Genomic DNA, 14,663 nt, shown 5'->3' on the forward strand with positions numbered 1-14,663 from the left:
GTCTCCGGCTGCCGATAGGCGTTTTGGGTCGGGCGTTCAGTTTTGGTCGGGGAGGGTTGCTATGGCGTCTATTTCCACCAGAAAACCGTAATGGAGTTCGGGCACCGGGACCACTGTTCGTGCCGGCTTCGCATCGCCCAGCATGTCGCTGTAGATGCGGTTGAACTCGGGCCAATTTCCCACACCGACGATATAGGCCGTAACGCGACAAAGGTCCTCGGCCTTGCCGCCCGCGGCTTCCAGGATCGCGAGCATATTCGCGAGCGCTTGGCGCGATTGAGTTTCGAAGTCGGTGCTAGGCAGCGGCGCCTTGTCCGCCCGGATCGGAAGCTGGCCTGAAATATAGAGGCTGTTACCCGAACGCATCGCTTGGGAATAATGGCCTGCCGGTGCGGGAGCGTCGGCGGTCAGGATGGCTTGCGGCTTGCTGCTCATCACCAGCCTCCGAACCGCTGCCACTCGGCCTCAACAATGTCGGATGCACCGTGAACGACATGATAGCTGCGATGCTGAGCCCCAGTTGCGCAGGCGTGGTTGGGCAAGATCCGAACGCGGTCGCCGATCTTGAGATCAGGCAGAGACGCCCCAGAACCAGGACGTACCATCATGATGCCATGTTCCTGGTTCGCGTCGGCAAGGATGAGATCGGCATAAGGCTGGCCGTTGCTGTCGCACACTATGCCGTAGCCCTGGTTGACGTCCTGTTTGGCTGTTCCGCGATCCTGCGACATGGCCATCCATCCGGCATCGACCAATATCCATCCTTTTTCGCGTTGATGGCCGATTACTGTTGCCAAGACCGAGAGGGCGATATCATCGATCTGACAGATGCCCACGCCTGCCATGACGAGGTCGAAAAACACGAAAACACCCGCACGGACTTCGGTCACGCCGCTCAGGTCCAGCGCATTGTGGGCGGTGGGCGTAGAACCGACGCTGACAACGGGGCAGGGCAAGCCTGCATTACGGAGAATGACGGCGGCATCGACGACGCTGCGCCGCTCTTGTTCAGCGCAGCGGGCCAGAGCTTCTGTTCCCCGCGCGCTGTAGCTGCCCCCCGCATGGGTCAAAACGCCGCGTAATTCTCCGCCCTCGACCAGCGCCCTGCCGATTGCGATCAGGCAATCTTCGTCGTCGGGCAGGACGCCGGAGCGATGGCCATCGCAGTCGATTTCGATCAGTGCTGGAATAGCCTCACCGGAATCGCGCGATGCGGCGGCCACGGCTTCGGCCTGCTCGACTGTATCGAGGACGACGGCAAGGTCCACGCCCTGCTTGCGCAATTCGATGACCTTGGCGAGCTTCCAAGGGGCGATACCGACGGCGTAGATGATGTCCTGCACCCCTGCGCTGGCGAAGAATTCCGCTTCCTTGAGCGTCGACACAGTCGCGGGGCCTTGAGGTGACGTCATGACAGCGCGCGCGACCTCAATCGACTTCGCAGTTTTGAGATGAGGGCGCAGCGCTACGCCCAGCGGTGCTAACCGTTGGCGGAGGCGCGCGATGTTGCGACCCATCCGGTCGGCGTCCAGGATGAGGCAGGGCGTTTCCAGGTCGCCGAGACGCGTTACGGCGCTTTCGTGCCGTGCTGGAGCCAAGGTTTCTGCTTCACTCACCATCTGCTTCCTCATGTTCGTTTCGTTGACGAATGTGCATCGCCAGGCGAAAGTCTGCAATTAATGAATTCTACAGACAAGCATAAGTCCAAGATTAATCATTGATTGGGCGGTCCGCTTGAAAGGGTGCCTCAAGATGCTCATCAGTCGGGAAAATATCCCAGAATGGCCTTCGTCTCGAGATACTCCTCTAACCCGAAGGCCCCATATTCGCGGCCGTTGCCTGATTGTTTATATCCGCCGAAAGCCGCATATCCGTCCCAGGCGGGATGGTTGATGTGAACCTGACCCGCACGGATCTTCCCAGCGACACGCCGGGCGCGGTCCAGGTTGCTCGATTGGACGTGAGAGCCGAGCCCGTAAACGGTGTCATTGGCGATGCGGATCGCCTCATCCTCGTCCCGATAGGGGATGATGCAGAGCACAGGCCCGAATATCTCTTCCTGCGCGATCCGCATGCCGGAATGCACTTCGGAAAAGATGGTCGGCTTGACGAAGTAGCCACTAGTCTGGCCCTCCGGCTTTCCAAGGCCGCCGGCAATGAGCTTCGCGCCCTCGGCAATGCCGATGCCGATCATGTCCTGCACTTTGGCGAACTGGTTACGGTTAGCGACCGGGCCGAGATGTGTCGCATCGTCCGATGGATCGCCGACAATCATCGACTGGGCGGCCGCTGCCGCCAGTTCTTCTACTTCCGTCAGCCGATCTGCGGGTACTAGCATGCGTGTGGGCGCGCTGCAGGATTGGCCGACATTGCGGAAAGCAGCGGCGACGCCGAGCGGAACGACATGAGCGAAATCGGCATCATCAAGAATGATGTTAGGAGACTTCCCGCCCAGTTCCTGCGTGACCCGCTTGACCGTGGCCGCTGCCGCCTGGGCCACCAATATGCCTGCCCGCGTCGATCCGGTAATCGACACCATGTCGATGTCCGGATGAGAGGAGAGGGCTGCGCCAACTTCTTCACCCGTGCCAGTCACCATGTTGAACACGCCCGGTGGCGTTCCCGCGTCGTGCATGATCTGCGTGAACAGATGGGCGCTCAGCGGAGACAACTCACTGGGTTTGAGTATGATGGTGCAACCGGCCGCAAGAGCGGGAGCAACCTTCGCCGTGACCTGATATAGCGGCCAGTTCCAAGGCGTGATCAGGCCGCAAACACCGATCGCTTCTTTGGCGATCGCCGTGGTGCCCTGCTTCCTCAGGAAGGCATATTCTTTCAGCACATCAATGGCAGCTCGGATATGGGCAATGCCGAAAGGAACCTGTGAGGCGCGGGCGAATGCGATAGCTGATCCCATTTCCCGGCACATCGCCTGGGCGAGATCCTCCGCCCTCTGCTCCATGAGGTCGAGTATCCGCATGAGAAGCTGAGCGCGCTCCGAAGGGTGCGTAGAGGAGAATGCCGGAAACGCAGCGCGCGCTGCCGCAACAGCGCTGTTGACGTCCGATGCGCTGCCGGAGGCGACAGAGCCGATGATTTTCTCCGTAGCGGGGCTGATCACCGGGATAGCGGCACTTGGCCTCTCCGGAAGCGTCCAGCCGCCACCGATATAGAGATGATCAGATCGTAGCATGTCCATCGCTTCAGCTCTCCCGCTCGCTCGCCTGACGACGGCGGCGCGTCATGATGCCGGGCAGCATCCGTTGCCCAAGGGGGCAAGATATGCCAAAGCATGAATATCGCAATTAATCCCGGCTACATATAGGATTAAGGCAGAGATGATCATTTCGACCGATGATCTGGGTTTCTTCCATGTCATCGCCGGTGCGCCTTCGCTGGCCGAAGCCGCGCGCAGGCTGAACGTCACGCCACCAGCTGTCACCCAAAGGCTGCGAGCGCTCGAGGCGCGGGTAGGGGTCAAATTGATCGAGCGGACTTCGCGCGGCCTTAGCCTGACGGATGAGGGCGAACTGGTCGCGTCTGAAGGTGCCGTGATAATTGGGGCGATCGACGATCTGTCGGAACGGCTGGCGAGCCGGACAAGCCAAGTGCGAGGGCATTTGCGGGTCGCGGCGCCCTATGGCTTTGGTCGCCGCTATGTCGCGCCGATCGCGCAGGAATTTGCCAGGAAACATCCTGCGGTGTCCGTTACCCTGGAGTTGTCGGACAGCCCCATTAGGCAAATGACCGAGAGTTGGGACATCATCGTCCATATCGGGTCACTGCCCGAGAGTGATCGACTGGTGACCACCCTCGCACCCAATAAGCGGATACTGTGCGCTGCCCCTGCCTATCTTGAGCATCACCCGCCCATATTGAAGCCAGATGATCTTGCTCAGCATCGGTGCCTGGCGTTGCGGGAGAATAATGAGGATGTCACGCTTTGGCGCTTTGCTCATCCCAAGCATGGCAACGCCACCGTCCGCGTTAAGCCCAGCATGTCGAGTAACGATGGGGAGATCGTCCGCGATTGGGCGCTTGCTGGACTTGGGCTCATGGTGCGGAGTGAATGGGATGTGGCTGATGACGTCGCCAGCGGGAGGCTGCAGCCTGTCCTACCGCGCTGGTCTTCGCCGCGGGCGGATGTCGTTGCGTTGCTGCACGCACGCCAAGGCAGGAGTGGCAGGACGAACGCCTTTCTTCAGGCGCTTAGGGAAAGTCTGAGTTCGCCTCCCTGGCAACGGTAATATTGCCGGCGCGGGTGGGTGCCGTCACCACGCGCGCGCAAATCCTTAGTCCTGTTCGGCTTCCTGTAGCATAGCGATGCCTTCGGCGGTCACGGCGCGGCTATATTCCTCAAGAAGATCCGCGAACAATTCCAGCCTGCCAGGCGTGAAGTGGCTCTGCACGGCGCGTGTCATGGCGAGCCGCGCTTCGGCGATCGTCGCCGCCTGCCTTAATCCAGCAGCGCTTGGTAGCAGCTGGGCATGTCTGCGGTCGCTTCCCGTGCGGCGCTCGATGAGGCCGAGTTTTACCAGAGGAATGATCGTCCGGCTGACGGTAGAGGCGTCGACGCCCAATGCCTGCGCCAGTTCGTTCATGCGCTGCCCTGGCTGGGCCACTACAGTTTCAAGGATATCGACCTGCACTGGCGTCAGTTCATGGTCGCCGACCGAGTAGAGCTTGCGCTGGATGGCCCGATTGTACGGATTGCGGCGCAAGTCGATGATGGCCCTGCCTATCCGTTCGGCGGCCTCGCTGGTCTTTTCCGTCACATACCCTCCGGTGGAGGCGGCGTCAGAGCCGCGATCCCTGTCATCTTTGCAGCAAGTCTGAGTGCTTTAGGTGCCTAAGAGCACGCGCAAAAGCATTTATTGCATCATACATCGATAGGGGCTAATTGCCTATAAATGTAATATACAAGTATTGACCGGGAGAGTTGATATGCTGGCACAAGGCGGTGCTGATGTAGCCGATTTCGCCGAGCGCGACGCGGCCTTCCTGTTCGCGCTTTATGCGGAACGGATCACCTATGCAGACCTGCCGCCTGACGTCGTGGACATGACGAAGAAGGGCATATTGGATACGATTGGCGTCATTCTACCCGCCGGGACTACGTCTCCGGAAACGCGCGAGCTGGTGGATTTAATGCTGGATGCAGGAGGCAAGCAGGAAGCGACGCTCCTGGGTTTCGGCCGTAAGCTTCCGGTTTGGCATGCCGGTTATGTCAACGGGGCGATGGCCAATTGTCAGGACTATAGCGACCTCCATCCCAACGCCGCGCACATCTCTTCTCCTGTCATCCCTGCCGCGCTGGCAATGGCGGAACGGCTTGGCAATGTGGACGGAGAGCGGTTCATCACAGCCGTTGCACTGGGCGTTGATCTGCAGTGCAGGCTGACCCTCTCCGCGGGTAAGCCGGGCGGGAAGATGGCGCCTTGGCACCCGGCGCCGCTGTTCGGGGTCTTCGCGGCGGCCCTAGCCTGCGCGAAGCTGCTGTCGCTGGATTGGGACAAGATGGTCAATGCGCTCGGCCTGGCCTTTGTGCAAGCGGCAGGCACTCATGAGATCGTCTTTGGCAAGGATTCCACCATCCGGGGCTTTGGCCATGCTGTTCCGGGTGAAGTGGGCGTGCGCGCTGCCCTGATGGCCGAGCGTGGAATCACCGGCGTGCGCAACAGCTTCGAAGGCGCGGCTGGTTTGTGGAACGTCTATTATCAGGGCGATTATGATCGCGAGGCCTTAGTTGGAGAATTGGGTACGCGATGGGCGGTGCGAGATGATGGGTTCAAGCCCTGGCCCTCCTGTGGCTTTACGCATGTGCATATCGACATGATCCGCGAATTGGTACGTGAGCATGGCGTGACGCCTGATGAGGTAGAGGCCATCACGGTTACGGTCGGCGATTTCGCGCGGGGACAGACGGAGCCGCTGGAGGAATGGCGACGGCCGGCCAACGCCATGTTGGCAAAGCTCAGTATCCCCTACAATGTGGCTACGGCCATGCGGAAGGGCGATGTGACCATCCGCGATTTCTTCGACGAAAATCTGAACGATGCGGATACGTTGGCCATGGCAGACAGGGTGTTTGCTCGTTTCGACCCGCAATATAATTTCCTGCCCGGTTCGGGTTTTCCTGGGGGCGGGCTGGAGATCAGGACGCGGGATGGGCGCTGGCTTACCCGTGAGCAGTCCCGCGCATACGGCCACCCTGAAAAGCCGATGTCCTGGAACGGACTGATCGCGAAATTCCGAGACTGCGCATCCTACGCAGCAGTGCCCGCGACTGCAGACAGGATCGACCGTGCAGTGGCGATGCTCCGGAATCTCGAGCAGGTTTCGGATGTGGCGGAGATTGTAGCGCTGATCGGGTGAAGCGACACCAGCAACAATATTGGGAGAGACAAGTCATGCAGCTTAGAGACAAAGTCGCCGTCATCACCGGGTCCGCTGCGGGGATCGGCAAGGAATCCGCCATGCTTTTCGCATCGGAAGGCGCAAAGGTCGTGATCAGCGACCTTAACGACGCGGCAGGGGAGGCCACGGCAGCGGAAATCCGAGATAAGGGCTATGAGGCCATCTACCGCCGCTGCGATGTGATGCAAGTGGCCGATCTGGACCGGCTGATCGCGTCGGCAGTGGATGCCTTTGGCGGGGTCGATATATTCTGGCACAATGCGGGCACTGCGAGCGCTGCCGTCACCGCTGATGATAGCGGCTATCACCGCCTGCTTACCGAAGCAGACTGGGACCAGCAGATGGCCGTGCATTTGAAGGCTGGGTTCTTCGGCGCGCGGGCCGCGGTCGATGCAATGATGAAGCGGGGCGGGGGCGCGATCCTCTTCACCAGCTCGGCAGCCGCGCTGAAGCCTCCGGTCGGTACGGCGCCGCCTTATCCCATCGCAAAAAATGGGCTGATTTTGCTGGCGAAGATGATGGCGGTGGCGCTGGCCAAGGATAATATCCGCGTCAACGCCATCTGCCCTGCCTCGATCCGCACCGCGATGATCGAAAGGCTGATGGCCAGCGAGGAAACCAAGGGCATAATCGACGATCTGGTGAAGCAGATGCCGATGGGCCGGATATTGGAGATTGAGGAGGTGGCGAAGGCCGCCTTGTTTCTGGTGTCCGACAATGCGTCTGCATTGACGGGCACGATCCTGCCAATCGACGGGGGCAGGACGTCGCTATAGCTTCAGACGCTGGTCATCCCGCTTCCTTGGCGGGTGGGAGGGCCGGGGACCAGGTCAGCAGTACATACAGAAAAAGGGCGGACCGTTAGACGGCCCGCCCTTTCGAAAATCTCGCTGACGCGAAGATTATTCGGCGTTCGCAGCGTTCGAAGCAGCGTTCGCGGCGTTGTCAGCAGCGTTAGCAGCATTCGCAGCGTTGTCGGCAGCGTTAGCAGCGTTCTCGACAACGTTTTCGACAACAGCGTTCGAAGCGTTCGCGGTCTCGTTGGCCGGCTTCTCACCGCAAGCGGCGAGGGCCATCAGGCCGGCCGAAGCGAAAACAACAGCGATCTTCTTCATTGTGTACGGCTCCCATAGCATATTGCCGCGTCTGACATGTTCGTAACATGACCTACGCGAGCGACCCGCATTAACGTGTGCGCTGCACAAATCAATGCTTTTCTGCGTCGGTGAAGCGACGGAATCACGCGACAGGATGTTGTCTACAATAAAAGTTCACTTAATGCCCAGGGATTCTTGCGCGTTGGCGGTTTCGAAAAGTGCAACTGCCCATGCGCTGACATTCTGTTGGAGCTGAGCCCGATCCACCTTGTCCAATGTGTCGTCAGGGGTGTGATGAATGTCGAAATATCGCGTGCCATCCTGTTGAAGATCGATGACCGGGATTCCGGCTTTGACGAGAGGCTCGATGTCCGAACCACCACCAGCTGGCATATGGCTTTGAGCGATGCCGAGAGGAGCCAGTGCGGCAGAAATGCGCCTTGCAAGACCGTCATGTCCCGCAGGTAACTTGTAATCGACGCGCCAGACTCGATCGGCCCCGAAATCGGATTCCATCACCAAGGCATGCGGTTCAACTCCATGAGCCGTGAAATAGGCTCGGCCGCCGTCTCCGCCCACTTCTTCTGCGCCCGCCATCAGAATGCGGATCGTGCGGCGAAGCGGGCCGGCTTTGGCCGCGTGAAGCGCCGCTGCCGCGACGATAGCGCAGCCCGACGCGTCATCGATTGCACCTGTGCCCTGATCCCAACTGTCAAGGTGACAAGCTGCAACGACAATGCCGGCTGTAGGATCATTGCCGGGGAGTTCGGCGATGACGTTCCCGGAGGGTTGATCCTTCAGCATTCTGGACGTGAGCGTTAGATGAAGACGGACAGGCTCGTTTCTGGCCAAGATGCGGGTCAGTTGGTCGGCATCGGGGATGCTGAGCGCGGCAGCGGGGATCGGCTTCACGCCATCTGCCCACATCTGAATACCGCTGTGCGCCTGACGGTGGTGGTCCGTGCCGATCGAGCGAATGAGAAGGGCGGCGGCGCCTTTTCTGGATGCGATGCTGGGGCCTTGCCGCCGGGTCGCGCCGAAATATCCGTAGGAACTGCCATCCTGAGTCGCCGTCATGCCGTGGCTGACGAAGGCGATCTTGCCTTTTAAACTGCCGTCGGGAGCGGCCTCCAGCGCGGCGAGCGTTGGGAAATAGGCCACCTCAGCTTCAATACCCTTATCCGGAGTGGATGCGCTGTTGCCCAAGGCCGCAAGCACCAGCCGCTGGGGGAAGGGGGATGTGACATGCGCCTCGTCCTTTCCACGCAGCCACACCGACATTCGGTATGGTTCGGCCCGAACATTGGTGAAGCCGAGGCGCTTCAGCTTCGCGACGGCCCATTCACGTGCCCGTGCTTCCTGCGGCGTGCCCGCAGGTCGGGGACCCACCTCAGTGGTCAGGCCCTCGACGAAATCCCATGCCACGCTGTCTTGTAGCGCGGATTCCCGAATCGCTTCACTGCGCGATGTCGCGGCCGCGACGGCAAGGGGGAAGAAGATGCTGCCGAGAAGGAGCGCAGCAAAGGTGCCCGATCGGATTTTCTGCATGGATGAAGGCTTAGCCAGCCATCCCCCATTTGCCAATGGCTCCGGGCTCCGCTAACTCCGCCGGGATTTTCACGTTTAGCCCTTCGGAGCAGCTTCAAGTCATGTCCGCCTCTTCGCAATACGCCTTCGTCATGAAGAACATGACCAAGAGCTTCCCCGGCGCCCAAAAGCCGGTGCTGAGCAATATCAATCTGCAATTTTATCGCGGCGCCAAGATCGGCATCGTCGGTCCCAACGGTGCGGGTAAATCCACGCTGATGAAGATCATGGGCGGCATCGACAATGATTTCAGCGGCGAAGCCTGGCCGGGTGAGAATATCACGGTCGGTTACCTGCCGCAGGAACCGCAGCTCGATCCGACCAAGAACGTTCTTGAGAACGTCAAGGACGGCGCGCGCGAGATCGCGGACAAGATGGACCGCTTCAACGAGATCAGCATGATCATGGCGGACCCGCCGGAAGATGCCGATTTCGACGCGCTCATGGAGGAAATGGGCACGTTGCAGGAGCAGATCGACGCGGTCGATGGCTGGACGCTCGACAATCAGCTTGAAATCGCGATGGAGGCGCTGCGCTGCCCGCCCTCAGACTGGTCAGTGGAAAGCCTGTCGGGTGGTGAAAAGCGCCGTATCGCGCTGACCCGCCTGCTGATCCAGAAGCCGGACATCCTGCTGCTCGACGAACCGACCAACCATCTGGATGCCGAGAGCGTCGAATGGCTGGAAAACCATCTGAAGGAATATGCGGGCGCGGTGCTGATGATCACCCACGACCGTTACTTCCTGGACAATGTGGTGGGCTGGATCCTGGAGCTCGATCGCGGAAAATATTTCCCTTATGAGGGCAACTATTCCACTTACCTTGAAAAGAAGGCCCAGCGTCTGGAGCAGGAATCCCGCGAGGAATCCGGCCGTCAGAAGGCGATCAAGGACGAACTGGAGTGGATTCGCGCAGGCGTCAAAGGTCGCCAGACCAAGTCCAAGGCGCGTATCAAGAAGTTCGAAGAACTGGTTGCCGCGCAGGAGAACCGCACGCCCGGCAAGGCGCAGATCGTCATCCAGGTACCCGAGCGCCTGGGCGGCAAGGTGATCGAGGCGAAGAACATCAGCAAGGCCTATGGCGACAAGCTGCTGTTTGAGAATCTTTCCTTCATGCTGCCGCCCGGTGGCATTGTCGGTGTGATCGGACCCAACGGTGCGGGTAAATCGACCCTGTTCAAGATCATCACCGGGCAGGAAAAGCCTGATTCGGGTGAGATCGACATCGGTTCGACTGTGCGTCTGGGCTATGTCGATCAGAGCCGCGACCATCTCGACCCGTCGAAGAATGTCTGGGAAGAAGTGTCGGATGGGCTCGATTATGTGAAGGTCAACGGCCACGACATGTCGACCCGAGCTTATGTCGGTGCCTTCAACTTCAAGGGGCAGGATCAGCAGAAGAATGTCGGCAAGCTGTCGGGCGGTGAGCGCAATCGCGTCCACATCGCCAAGATGCTGAAGAAGGGCGGCAACGTCCTGCTGCTCGACGAACCAACTAACGACCTTGACGTCGAAACGCTGGCGGCACTGGAAGAAGCGATCGAAAATTTCGCGGGCTGCGCCGTCGTCATCAGCCACGACCGCTTCTTCCTCGATCGCCTGGCGACGCACATCCTCGCTTTCGAGGGCGACAGCCATGTCGAATGGTTCGAGGGCAACTTCGAAATGTATGAGGAAGACAAGCGCCGCCGCTTGGGCGACGCGGCGGATCGTCCCACCCGACTGGCTTACAAGAAGCTCACCCGCTGATATTCAGCGGGGGTGAGCAGTTGCAGAGATTGCAACCAGGGCTGCGCCTTTCGCACTTGCGAGATGATATGCTGCACTGCACATAGATGGGGCCTTTCAGGCATCCTCTCCTAAAACTTTCAGGCCGGCCCTATGGGTCGGCCCTTTTTTGCATTGAAGGACCGCCCCTATATCCGCTCGGCGGAACTGAAAATCTAACGGCGAGCTATCAGCAGGTCGGGCGCTTCTGAAAAGATGTAAGGCCTTCGGCGGCTACGTCGCTGACATCAATCCGAACGACCTGCGCAGCGGGAGGGCCCTGATGAGCGAGGGCTATGAATTGTTCGACAGCTAGCTCACTCCCTTCAACAACCGCTTCGACGTTGCCATCCATGCGGTTGCGTACCCACCCGGCAAGGCCAAGGGTGCGAGCCGTGTCTGTCGACCAATTGCGGTAAAATACGCCCTGCACGCGGCCCATGATCGTCAGGTGTCGGGCAACGATGCCCATCAGTGCACCCGCTTGATCCAGGTCTGCCCGTCGCGAACCTCGACCTTGAAGTTCTTGATCGATCCGACGAGGTCCGAAAGCCGCTTGAACCCATAGTTGCGCGTATCGAAGCTGGAACGATTGCCTGCCAATTGGCCGACTTCGCTCAGCCGGGCATAGCCCTGCTCGTCGCGTTTCACGGCATTATAAGCATCAATCAGCAGCTTCAGCAGTTCGGGTGAAACTTCCGTACCCTCGCTATTTTCGTCCAAGTCGTCATCTGGAGCGGGCTCGGCAGGCTGTTCACGCAGCAGGGCTGCGACATCGATGAAGCGGGTGCAGGCGCTGCGAAAGGCGTCTGGAGTCTTGTCCGATCCGAAGCCATAGACGGGGATGCCCTGCTGACGGATACGCGTGACGAGGGGGGTAAAGTCGCTATCGCTCGACATGAGGCCGAAGCCGGTAACTCGCCCGCCCGCCATCAGGTCCATGGCGTCGATGGTCATCTTCATGTCTGTCGCATTCTTCCCCTTGGTGAGGTCGAATTGCTGTTGCGTTTCGATGGCCTGGGTAACTGCTTGCCGCGCCCAGCCCTTCAGAGCGGGTTTGCTCCAATTGCCATAGGCGCGGCGGATATTGACCGTGCCCAACTCGGCAAGCACGGTCAGAACCGGGTCAAAATGATCCGCAGAGGCATTGTCGGCGTCGATCAACAGGGCGACATTGCCGCCACTGGGGATCGGCGACGACATCAGGCGGATTCCAGCGCCGCCGGATGAAATTGTCCGCTGGTTTCGTCCAACAGATGAAGCTGGCCGTCGGCGATCGCGAAAAATGCTCCGACGAGCTTCAACTCTCCGCTCTTCTCCTTGGCGCGGACGCAGGGGAAGGTCCGCAGATTGGCGAGGCTGACCTTCACGCCTTCCTGTTCCATGGCGCGATGAGCATCGCGTCCACGATCTTCGCCGAACTGGGCGATGACCGTTTCCCGGGCATCGTCCAGCATGTCGATCCAGTTGTGGATGAAGCCGCCTTCACCGGGAGGCGCGTCCTTCAATTCCTGGCTAAGAGCCGCCTTGCAGCCGCCGCACTTGCCATGGCCCATCACGACGATCTCGCCTACCTTCAGCACCTGAACGGCGAATTCCAAGGCCGCCGAAACACCATGATGGCCGGGGGTCGTCTCGAACGGCGGTACGAGCGCAGCCACGTTGCGGACCACGAATATCTCACCCGGGCTCGTGTCAAATATCTGCGCGGGGTCGACCCGGCTGTCGGAACAGGCGATGACCATGACGCGGGGGCTCTGCCCTTCGCTCAGTTCATCCCATCGTTCGCGCTGCTGAGTCCAGCCGGTGTTGCGGAAACGGCGATAGCCTTCGAGCATGTCAGAAAAGTCGGTCATGCAAGAGTCTCTGCCTAACAATCTGGGGACTGGCAAGTCTGTGCTTGGGTCGCTATTTGGGGCGCATGACCGACAGCGCCGCGATCCCTGTGCCAACCCCGCCGCAACGTGCCCGCAAGCCCGATTGGATCCGGGTCAAGGCGCCGACCAGCCCTGGTTACAATGAAACCCGCAGGCTGATGCGCGAGAAGGGGCTTGCAACCGTCTGCGAAGAAGCCGCCTGCCCCAATATCGGCGAATGCTGGACCAAGAAGCACGCGACGGTGATGATCCTGGGCGATGTTTGCACCAGGGCCTGCGCCTTCTGCAACGTCAAGACCGGCATGCCGCGCAAGGTCGATCCGAATGAGCCGCAGAATTTGGCCGATGCCTGTGCGGAGATGGGCTTGGAGCATATCGTCATCACCTCGGTCGATCGCGATGATCTGCCGGATGGCGGCGCTTCGCAGTTCGTGAAGGTGATCGAGGCGCTGCGCCGCACGACTCCGGATACGACGATCGAGATTCTGACGCCGGACTTCCGGAACAAGCATGAACGAGCCGTCGAGATGATCGTGGCCGCGCGGCCGGACGTCTATAATCACAATCTGGAGACGGTGCCCCGGCTCTATCCGACGATCCGACCCGGCGCGCGTTATTATGCTTCGCTGCGTCTTTTGGAGTCGGTCAAGAAGCTTGATCCGTCGATCTTCACCAAATCGGGCATCATGCTGGGGTTGGGCGAAGAGCGGTTGGAAGTGCACCAGGTCATGGACGACATGCGTTCCGCGGACATCGATTTCCTGACCATGGGGCAATATCTGCAGCCCACGCCCAAACATGCCAAGGTCATGGAGTTCGTGACGCCGGCGGCGTTCAACGCCTATGCAGCGATCGCGCGGGCAAAGGGCTTCCTGCAAGTGGCGTCGAGCCCGCTGACCCGGTCCAGCTATCATGCGGGCAAAGACTTTGCCGAAATGCGTGCCGCCCGCGAGGCGCAGTTGGCCAAGGCAGCACGCTGAAGCAATGCCCAAGCATCACGAAACAAGGCCGCTTCCCTACACGCCGGACCAGATGTTCAACCTGGTTTCCAATGTAGCGGCTTATCCCGAATTCCTCCCTTGGGTCAGTGCTATCCGGGTCCGTTCAGATAGCGACTCCGAAATGGTCGCGGACATGATCGTGGGCTTCAAGGGCATCAAGGAAAGCTTCACCAGCCGTGTGCACAAGCATCGCCCCGATTTTGTGCGGGTGGATTATCTGGAAGGCCCGTTGAAGCACCTCCACAACCAATGGCGTTTTCGGGACGACGGAAAGGGCGGGGTGCTGGTCGATTTTGAGGTGGAGTTCGAATTCAAGAACCGGCTGTTCGAAATGCTCGCCGGGCAAATGTTCGACAAGGCTCTGCGTAAGATGATCGGCGCGTTCGAAGAGCGGGCGGCTCAGCTTTACGGCGACTCGGGCAACAATAGTTCGAGCGCGCAGAGCGCCGCCTGAAGCCTGACGCCGCCGCGGCCGCTATCTTCGAAATGATGCATGTCAGCGACGACCTTGTCGGGGTTGCCGCCACGTTCAGCACGAGCGAACACGACGGTGCCCACGGGCTTCTGCTCTGAGCCGCCGCCCGGGCCTGCAATCCCGGTGATGGCCACAGCTACATTAGCGTGGCTTTTGGTGAGCGCACCCTGCGCCATCGCCCAAGCGGTTGCGATCGAGACCGCACCGAAAGTTTCCAGAACATCCTGAGAAACCTTGAGCAATTCATTCTTCATGTCATTGGAATAAGTGACAAATCCTGCCTCGAATACCTCTGAAGAGCCGGCAATTTCGGTGAGCGCCGCAGAGACGAGGCCACCAGTGCAGCTTTCCGCCACAGCAATGGTGCGGCCAGCGCGGCGGTTGGCGATGATGACGCGTTCGGCCAGTTCGACCAAGGGCGCGGGAAGAATGCTGTCGGGCAT

General features: G+C 60.0%; 16 protein-coding genes. 6 read left to right on the top strand and 10 right to left on the bottom strand.

All coding sequences use genetic code 11. The features are described from left to right. Positions 1-36: 36 nt before the first annotated feature. From ACZ5Y5_RS04200 to ACZ5Y5_RS04210, 3 genes are all read right to left on the bottom strand, one after another. The gene (locus ACZ5Y5_RS04200; RefSeq protein ID WP_464809936.1) at positions 37-435 is read right to left on the bottom strand and encodes a RidA family protein; all 399 of its coding nucleotides are present in this window, start codon (positions 433-435) and stop codon (positions 37-39) included. Then, positions 435-1,517, bottom strand: coding sequence for an alanine racemase (locus tag ACZ5Y5_RS04205; RefSeq protein ID WP_464810465.1), 1,083 nt, complete (start codon positions 1,515-1,517; stop codon positions 435-437). Before ACZ5Y5_RS04205 ends, ACZ5Y5_RS04200 begins: the two co-directional genes overlap by 1 nt. Positions 1,518-1,759: 242 nt before the next feature. Continuing rightward, positions 1,760-3,193: an aldehyde dehydrogenase family protein gene (locus ACZ5Y5_RS04210; protein ID WP_464809937.1), complete on the bottom strand. Its 1,434-nt coding sequence runs from the start codon at positions 3,191-3,193 to the stop codon at positions 1,760-1,762. Positions 3,194-3,338: 145 nt separating this feature from the next. On the opposite strand from ACZ5Y5_RS04210, the gene ACZ5Y5_RS04215 reads away from it, so the two are divergent. Then, entirely contained in the window at positions 3,339-4,247 is a 909-nt protein-coding gene (locus ACZ5Y5_RS04215; RefSeq protein WP_464809938.1) for a LysR family transcriptional regulator, read from the top strand. 45 nt (positions 4,248-4,292) lie between these two features. Here ACZ5Y5_RS04215 and ACZ5Y5_RS04220 read toward each other — a convergent pair whose 3' ends face one another. Then, the gene (locus ACZ5Y5_RS04220; protein ID WP_464809939.1) at positions 4,293-4,775 is read right to left on the bottom strand and encodes a MarR family winged helix-turn-helix transcriptional regulator; all 483 of its coding nucleotides are present in this window, start codon (positions 4,773-4,775) and stop codon (positions 4,293-4,295) included. 169 nt (positions 4,776-4,944) lie between these two features. Here ACZ5Y5_RS04220 and ACZ5Y5_RS04225 point away from each other — a divergent pair, with 169 nt between their 5' ends. Both ACZ5Y5_RS04225 and ACZ5Y5_RS04230 read left to right on the top strand, forming a co-directional pair. Continuing rightward, positions 4,945-6,375, top strand: coding sequence for an MmgE/PrpD family protein (locus ACZ5Y5_RS04225; RefSeq protein ID WP_464809940.1), 1,431 nt, complete (start codon positions 4,945-4,947; stop codon positions 6,373-6,375). A 35-nt stretch (positions 6,376-6,410) separates the two neighbouring features. After that, on the top strand, positions 6,411-7,193 hold the full coding sequence (locus ACZ5Y5_RS04230) for an SDR family NAD(P)-dependent oxidoreductase (protein WP_464809941.1): 783 nt from the start codon (positions 6,411-6,413) through the stop codon (positions 7,191-7,193). 126 nt (positions 7,194-7,319) lie between these two features. On the opposite strand, the gene ACZ5Y5_RS04235 is transcribed toward ACZ5Y5_RS04230, so the two are convergent. Together ACZ5Y5_RS04235 and ACZ5Y5_RS04240 are read right to left on the bottom strand one after the other, a co-directional pair. Next, positions 7,320-7,532, bottom strand: a complete 213-nt coding sequence (locus tag ACZ5Y5_RS04235) for a hypothetical protein (protein WP_066523849.1) — start codon at positions 7,530-7,532, stop codon at positions 7,320-7,322. Positions 7,533-7,688: 156 nt separating this feature from the next. Then, on the bottom strand, positions 7,689-9,062 hold the full coding sequence (locus ACZ5Y5_RS04240; RefSeq protein ID WP_464809942.1) for a M20/M25/M40 family metallo-hydrolase: 1,374 nt from the start codon (positions 9,060-9,062) through the stop codon (positions 7,689-7,691). A gap of 101 nt (positions 9,063-9,163) precedes the next feature. Here ACZ5Y5_RS04240 and ettA point away from each other — a divergent pair, with 101 nt between their 5' ends. Beyond that, positions 9,164-10,849: an energy-dependent translational throttle protein EttA gene (gene ettA, locus ACZ5Y5_RS04245; RefSeq protein ID WP_464809943.1), complete on the top strand. Its 1,686-nt coding sequence runs from the start codon at positions 9,164-9,166 to the stop codon at positions 10,847-10,849. Positions 10,850-11,057: 208 nt separating this feature from the next. Here ettA and ACZ5Y5_RS04250 read toward each other — a convergent pair whose 3' ends face one another. From ACZ5Y5_RS04250 to ACZ5Y5_RS04260, 3 genes are read right to left on the bottom strand one after another with little or no spacing between them, the layout of a single operon-like run. Beyond that, positions 11,058-11,339 (bottom strand): acylphosphatase, encoded by a 282-nt coding sequence (locus tag ACZ5Y5_RS04250; RefSeq protein ID WP_464809944.1) that lies wholly within the window; start codon positions 11,337-11,339, stop codon positions 11,058-11,060. After that, a complete protein-coding gene (locus ACZ5Y5_RS04255; protein WP_464809945.1) occupies positions 11,339-12,070 on the bottom strand; it encodes an NYN domain-containing protein in 732 nt (243 codons plus the stop codon). The genes ACZ5Y5_RS04250 and ACZ5Y5_RS04255 overlap by 1 nt, the downstream gene beginning before the upstream one ends. Then, positions 12,070-12,723: a carbonic anhydrase gene (locus tag ACZ5Y5_RS04260; protein WP_464809946.1), complete on the bottom strand. Its 654-nt coding sequence runs from the start codon at positions 12,721-12,723 to the stop codon at positions 12,070-12,072. The genes ACZ5Y5_RS04255 and ACZ5Y5_RS04260 overlap by 1 nt, the downstream gene beginning before the upstream one ends. A gap of 65 nt (positions 12,724-12,788) precedes the next feature. Here ACZ5Y5_RS04260 and lipA point away from each other — a divergent pair, with 65 nt between their 5' ends. Together lipA and ACZ5Y5_RS04270 are read left to right on the top strand one after the other, a co-directional pair. Further along, positions 12,789-13,724 carry a lipoyl synthase gene (gene lipA, locus ACZ5Y5_RS04265; RefSeq protein WP_464809947.1) on the top strand — a complete coding sequence of 312 codons (936 nt, stop codon included), beginning with the start codon at positions 12,789-12,791 and terminating at the stop codon, positions 13,722-13,724. Between the two features lie 4 nt (positions 13,725-13,728). Beyond that, complete coding sequence (locus ACZ5Y5_RS04270) at positions 13,729-14,199, top strand: type II toxin-antitoxin system RatA family toxin (RefSeq protein ID WP_464809948.1); 471 nt, start codon at positions 13,729-13,731, stop codon at positions 14,197-14,199. Here ACZ5Y5_RS04270 and ACZ5Y5_RS04275 read toward each other — a convergent pair. Continuing rightward, positions 14,151-14,663 carry a CinA family protein gene (locus ACZ5Y5_RS04275; protein WP_464809949.1) on the bottom strand — a complete coding sequence of 171 codons (513 nt, stop codon included), beginning with the start codon at positions 14,661-14,663 and terminating at the stop codon, positions 14,151-14,153. The two genes, ACZ5Y5_RS04270 and ACZ5Y5_RS04275, sit on opposite strands and share 49 nt — an antisense overlap.

This window comes from Sphingobium sp. TomTYG65 (assembly GCF_055395525.1).

Excerpts from the sequence above, each read along its gene's own strand:
- ACZ5Y5_RS04205 (WP_464810465.1), bottom strand. The coding sequence starts at position 1,517 with ATGGGTCGCAACATCGCGCGCCTCCGCCAACGGTTAGCACCGCTGGGC.
- ACZ5Y5_RS04250 (WP_464809944.1), bottom strand. The coding sequence starts at position 11,339 with ATGGGCATCGTTGCCCGACACCTGACGATCATGGGCCGCGTGCAGGGC.
- ACZ5Y5_RS04230 (WP_464809941.1), top strand. The coding sequence starts at position 6,411 with ATGCAGCTTAGAGACAAAGTCGCCGTCATCACCGGGTCCGCTGCGGGG.
- ACZ5Y5_RS04235 (WP_066523849.1), bottom strand. The coding sequence starts at position 7,532 with ATGAAGAAGATCGCTGTTGTTTTCGCTTCGGCCGGCCTGATGGCCCTC.
- ACZ5Y5_RS04200 (WP_464809936.1), bottom strand. The coding sequence starts at position 435 with ATGAGCAGCAAGCCGCAAGCCATCCTGACCGCCGACGCTCCCGCACCG.
- ACZ5Y5_RS04270 (WP_464809948.1), top strand. The coding sequence starts at position 13,729 with ATGCCCAAGCATCACGAAACAAGGCCGCTTCCCTACACGCCGGACCAG.
- ACZ5Y5_RS04210 (WP_464809937.1), bottom strand. The coding sequence starts at position 3,193 with ATGCTACGATCTGATCATCTCTATATCGGTGGCGGCTGGACGCTTCCG.
- ACZ5Y5_RS04255 (WP_464809945.1), bottom strand. The coding sequence starts at position 12,070 with ATGTCGTCGCCGATCCCCAGTGGCGGCAATGTCGCCCTGTTGATCGAC.
- ACZ5Y5_RS04275 (WP_464809949.1), bottom strand. The coding sequence starts at position 14,663 with ATGCCCGACAGCATTCTTCCCGCGCCCTTGGTCGAACTGGCCGAACGC.
- ettA (WP_464809943.1), top strand. The coding sequence starts at position 9,164 with ATGTCCGCCTCTTCGCAATACGCCTTCGTCATGAAGAACATGACCAAG.
- ACZ5Y5_RS04240 (WP_464809942.1), bottom strand. The coding sequence starts at position 9,062 with ATGCAGAAAATCCGATCGGGCACCTTTGCTGCGCTCCTTCTCGGCAGC.
- lipA (WP_464809947.1), top strand. The coding sequence starts at position 12,789 with ATGACCGACAGCGCCGCGATCCCTGTGCCAACCCCGCCGCAACGTGCC.
- ACZ5Y5_RS04215 (WP_464809938.1), top strand. The coding sequence starts at position 3,339 with ATGATCATTTCGACCGATGATCTGGGTTTCTTCCATGTCATCGCCGGT.
- ACZ5Y5_RS04225 (WP_464809940.1), top strand. The coding sequence starts at position 4,945 with ATGCTGGCACAAGGCGGTGCTGATGTAGCCGATTTCGCCGAGCGCGAC.
- ACZ5Y5_RS04260 (WP_464809946.1), bottom strand. The coding sequence starts at position 12,723 with ATGACCGACTTTTCTGACATGCTCGAAGGCTATCGCCGTTTCCGCAAC.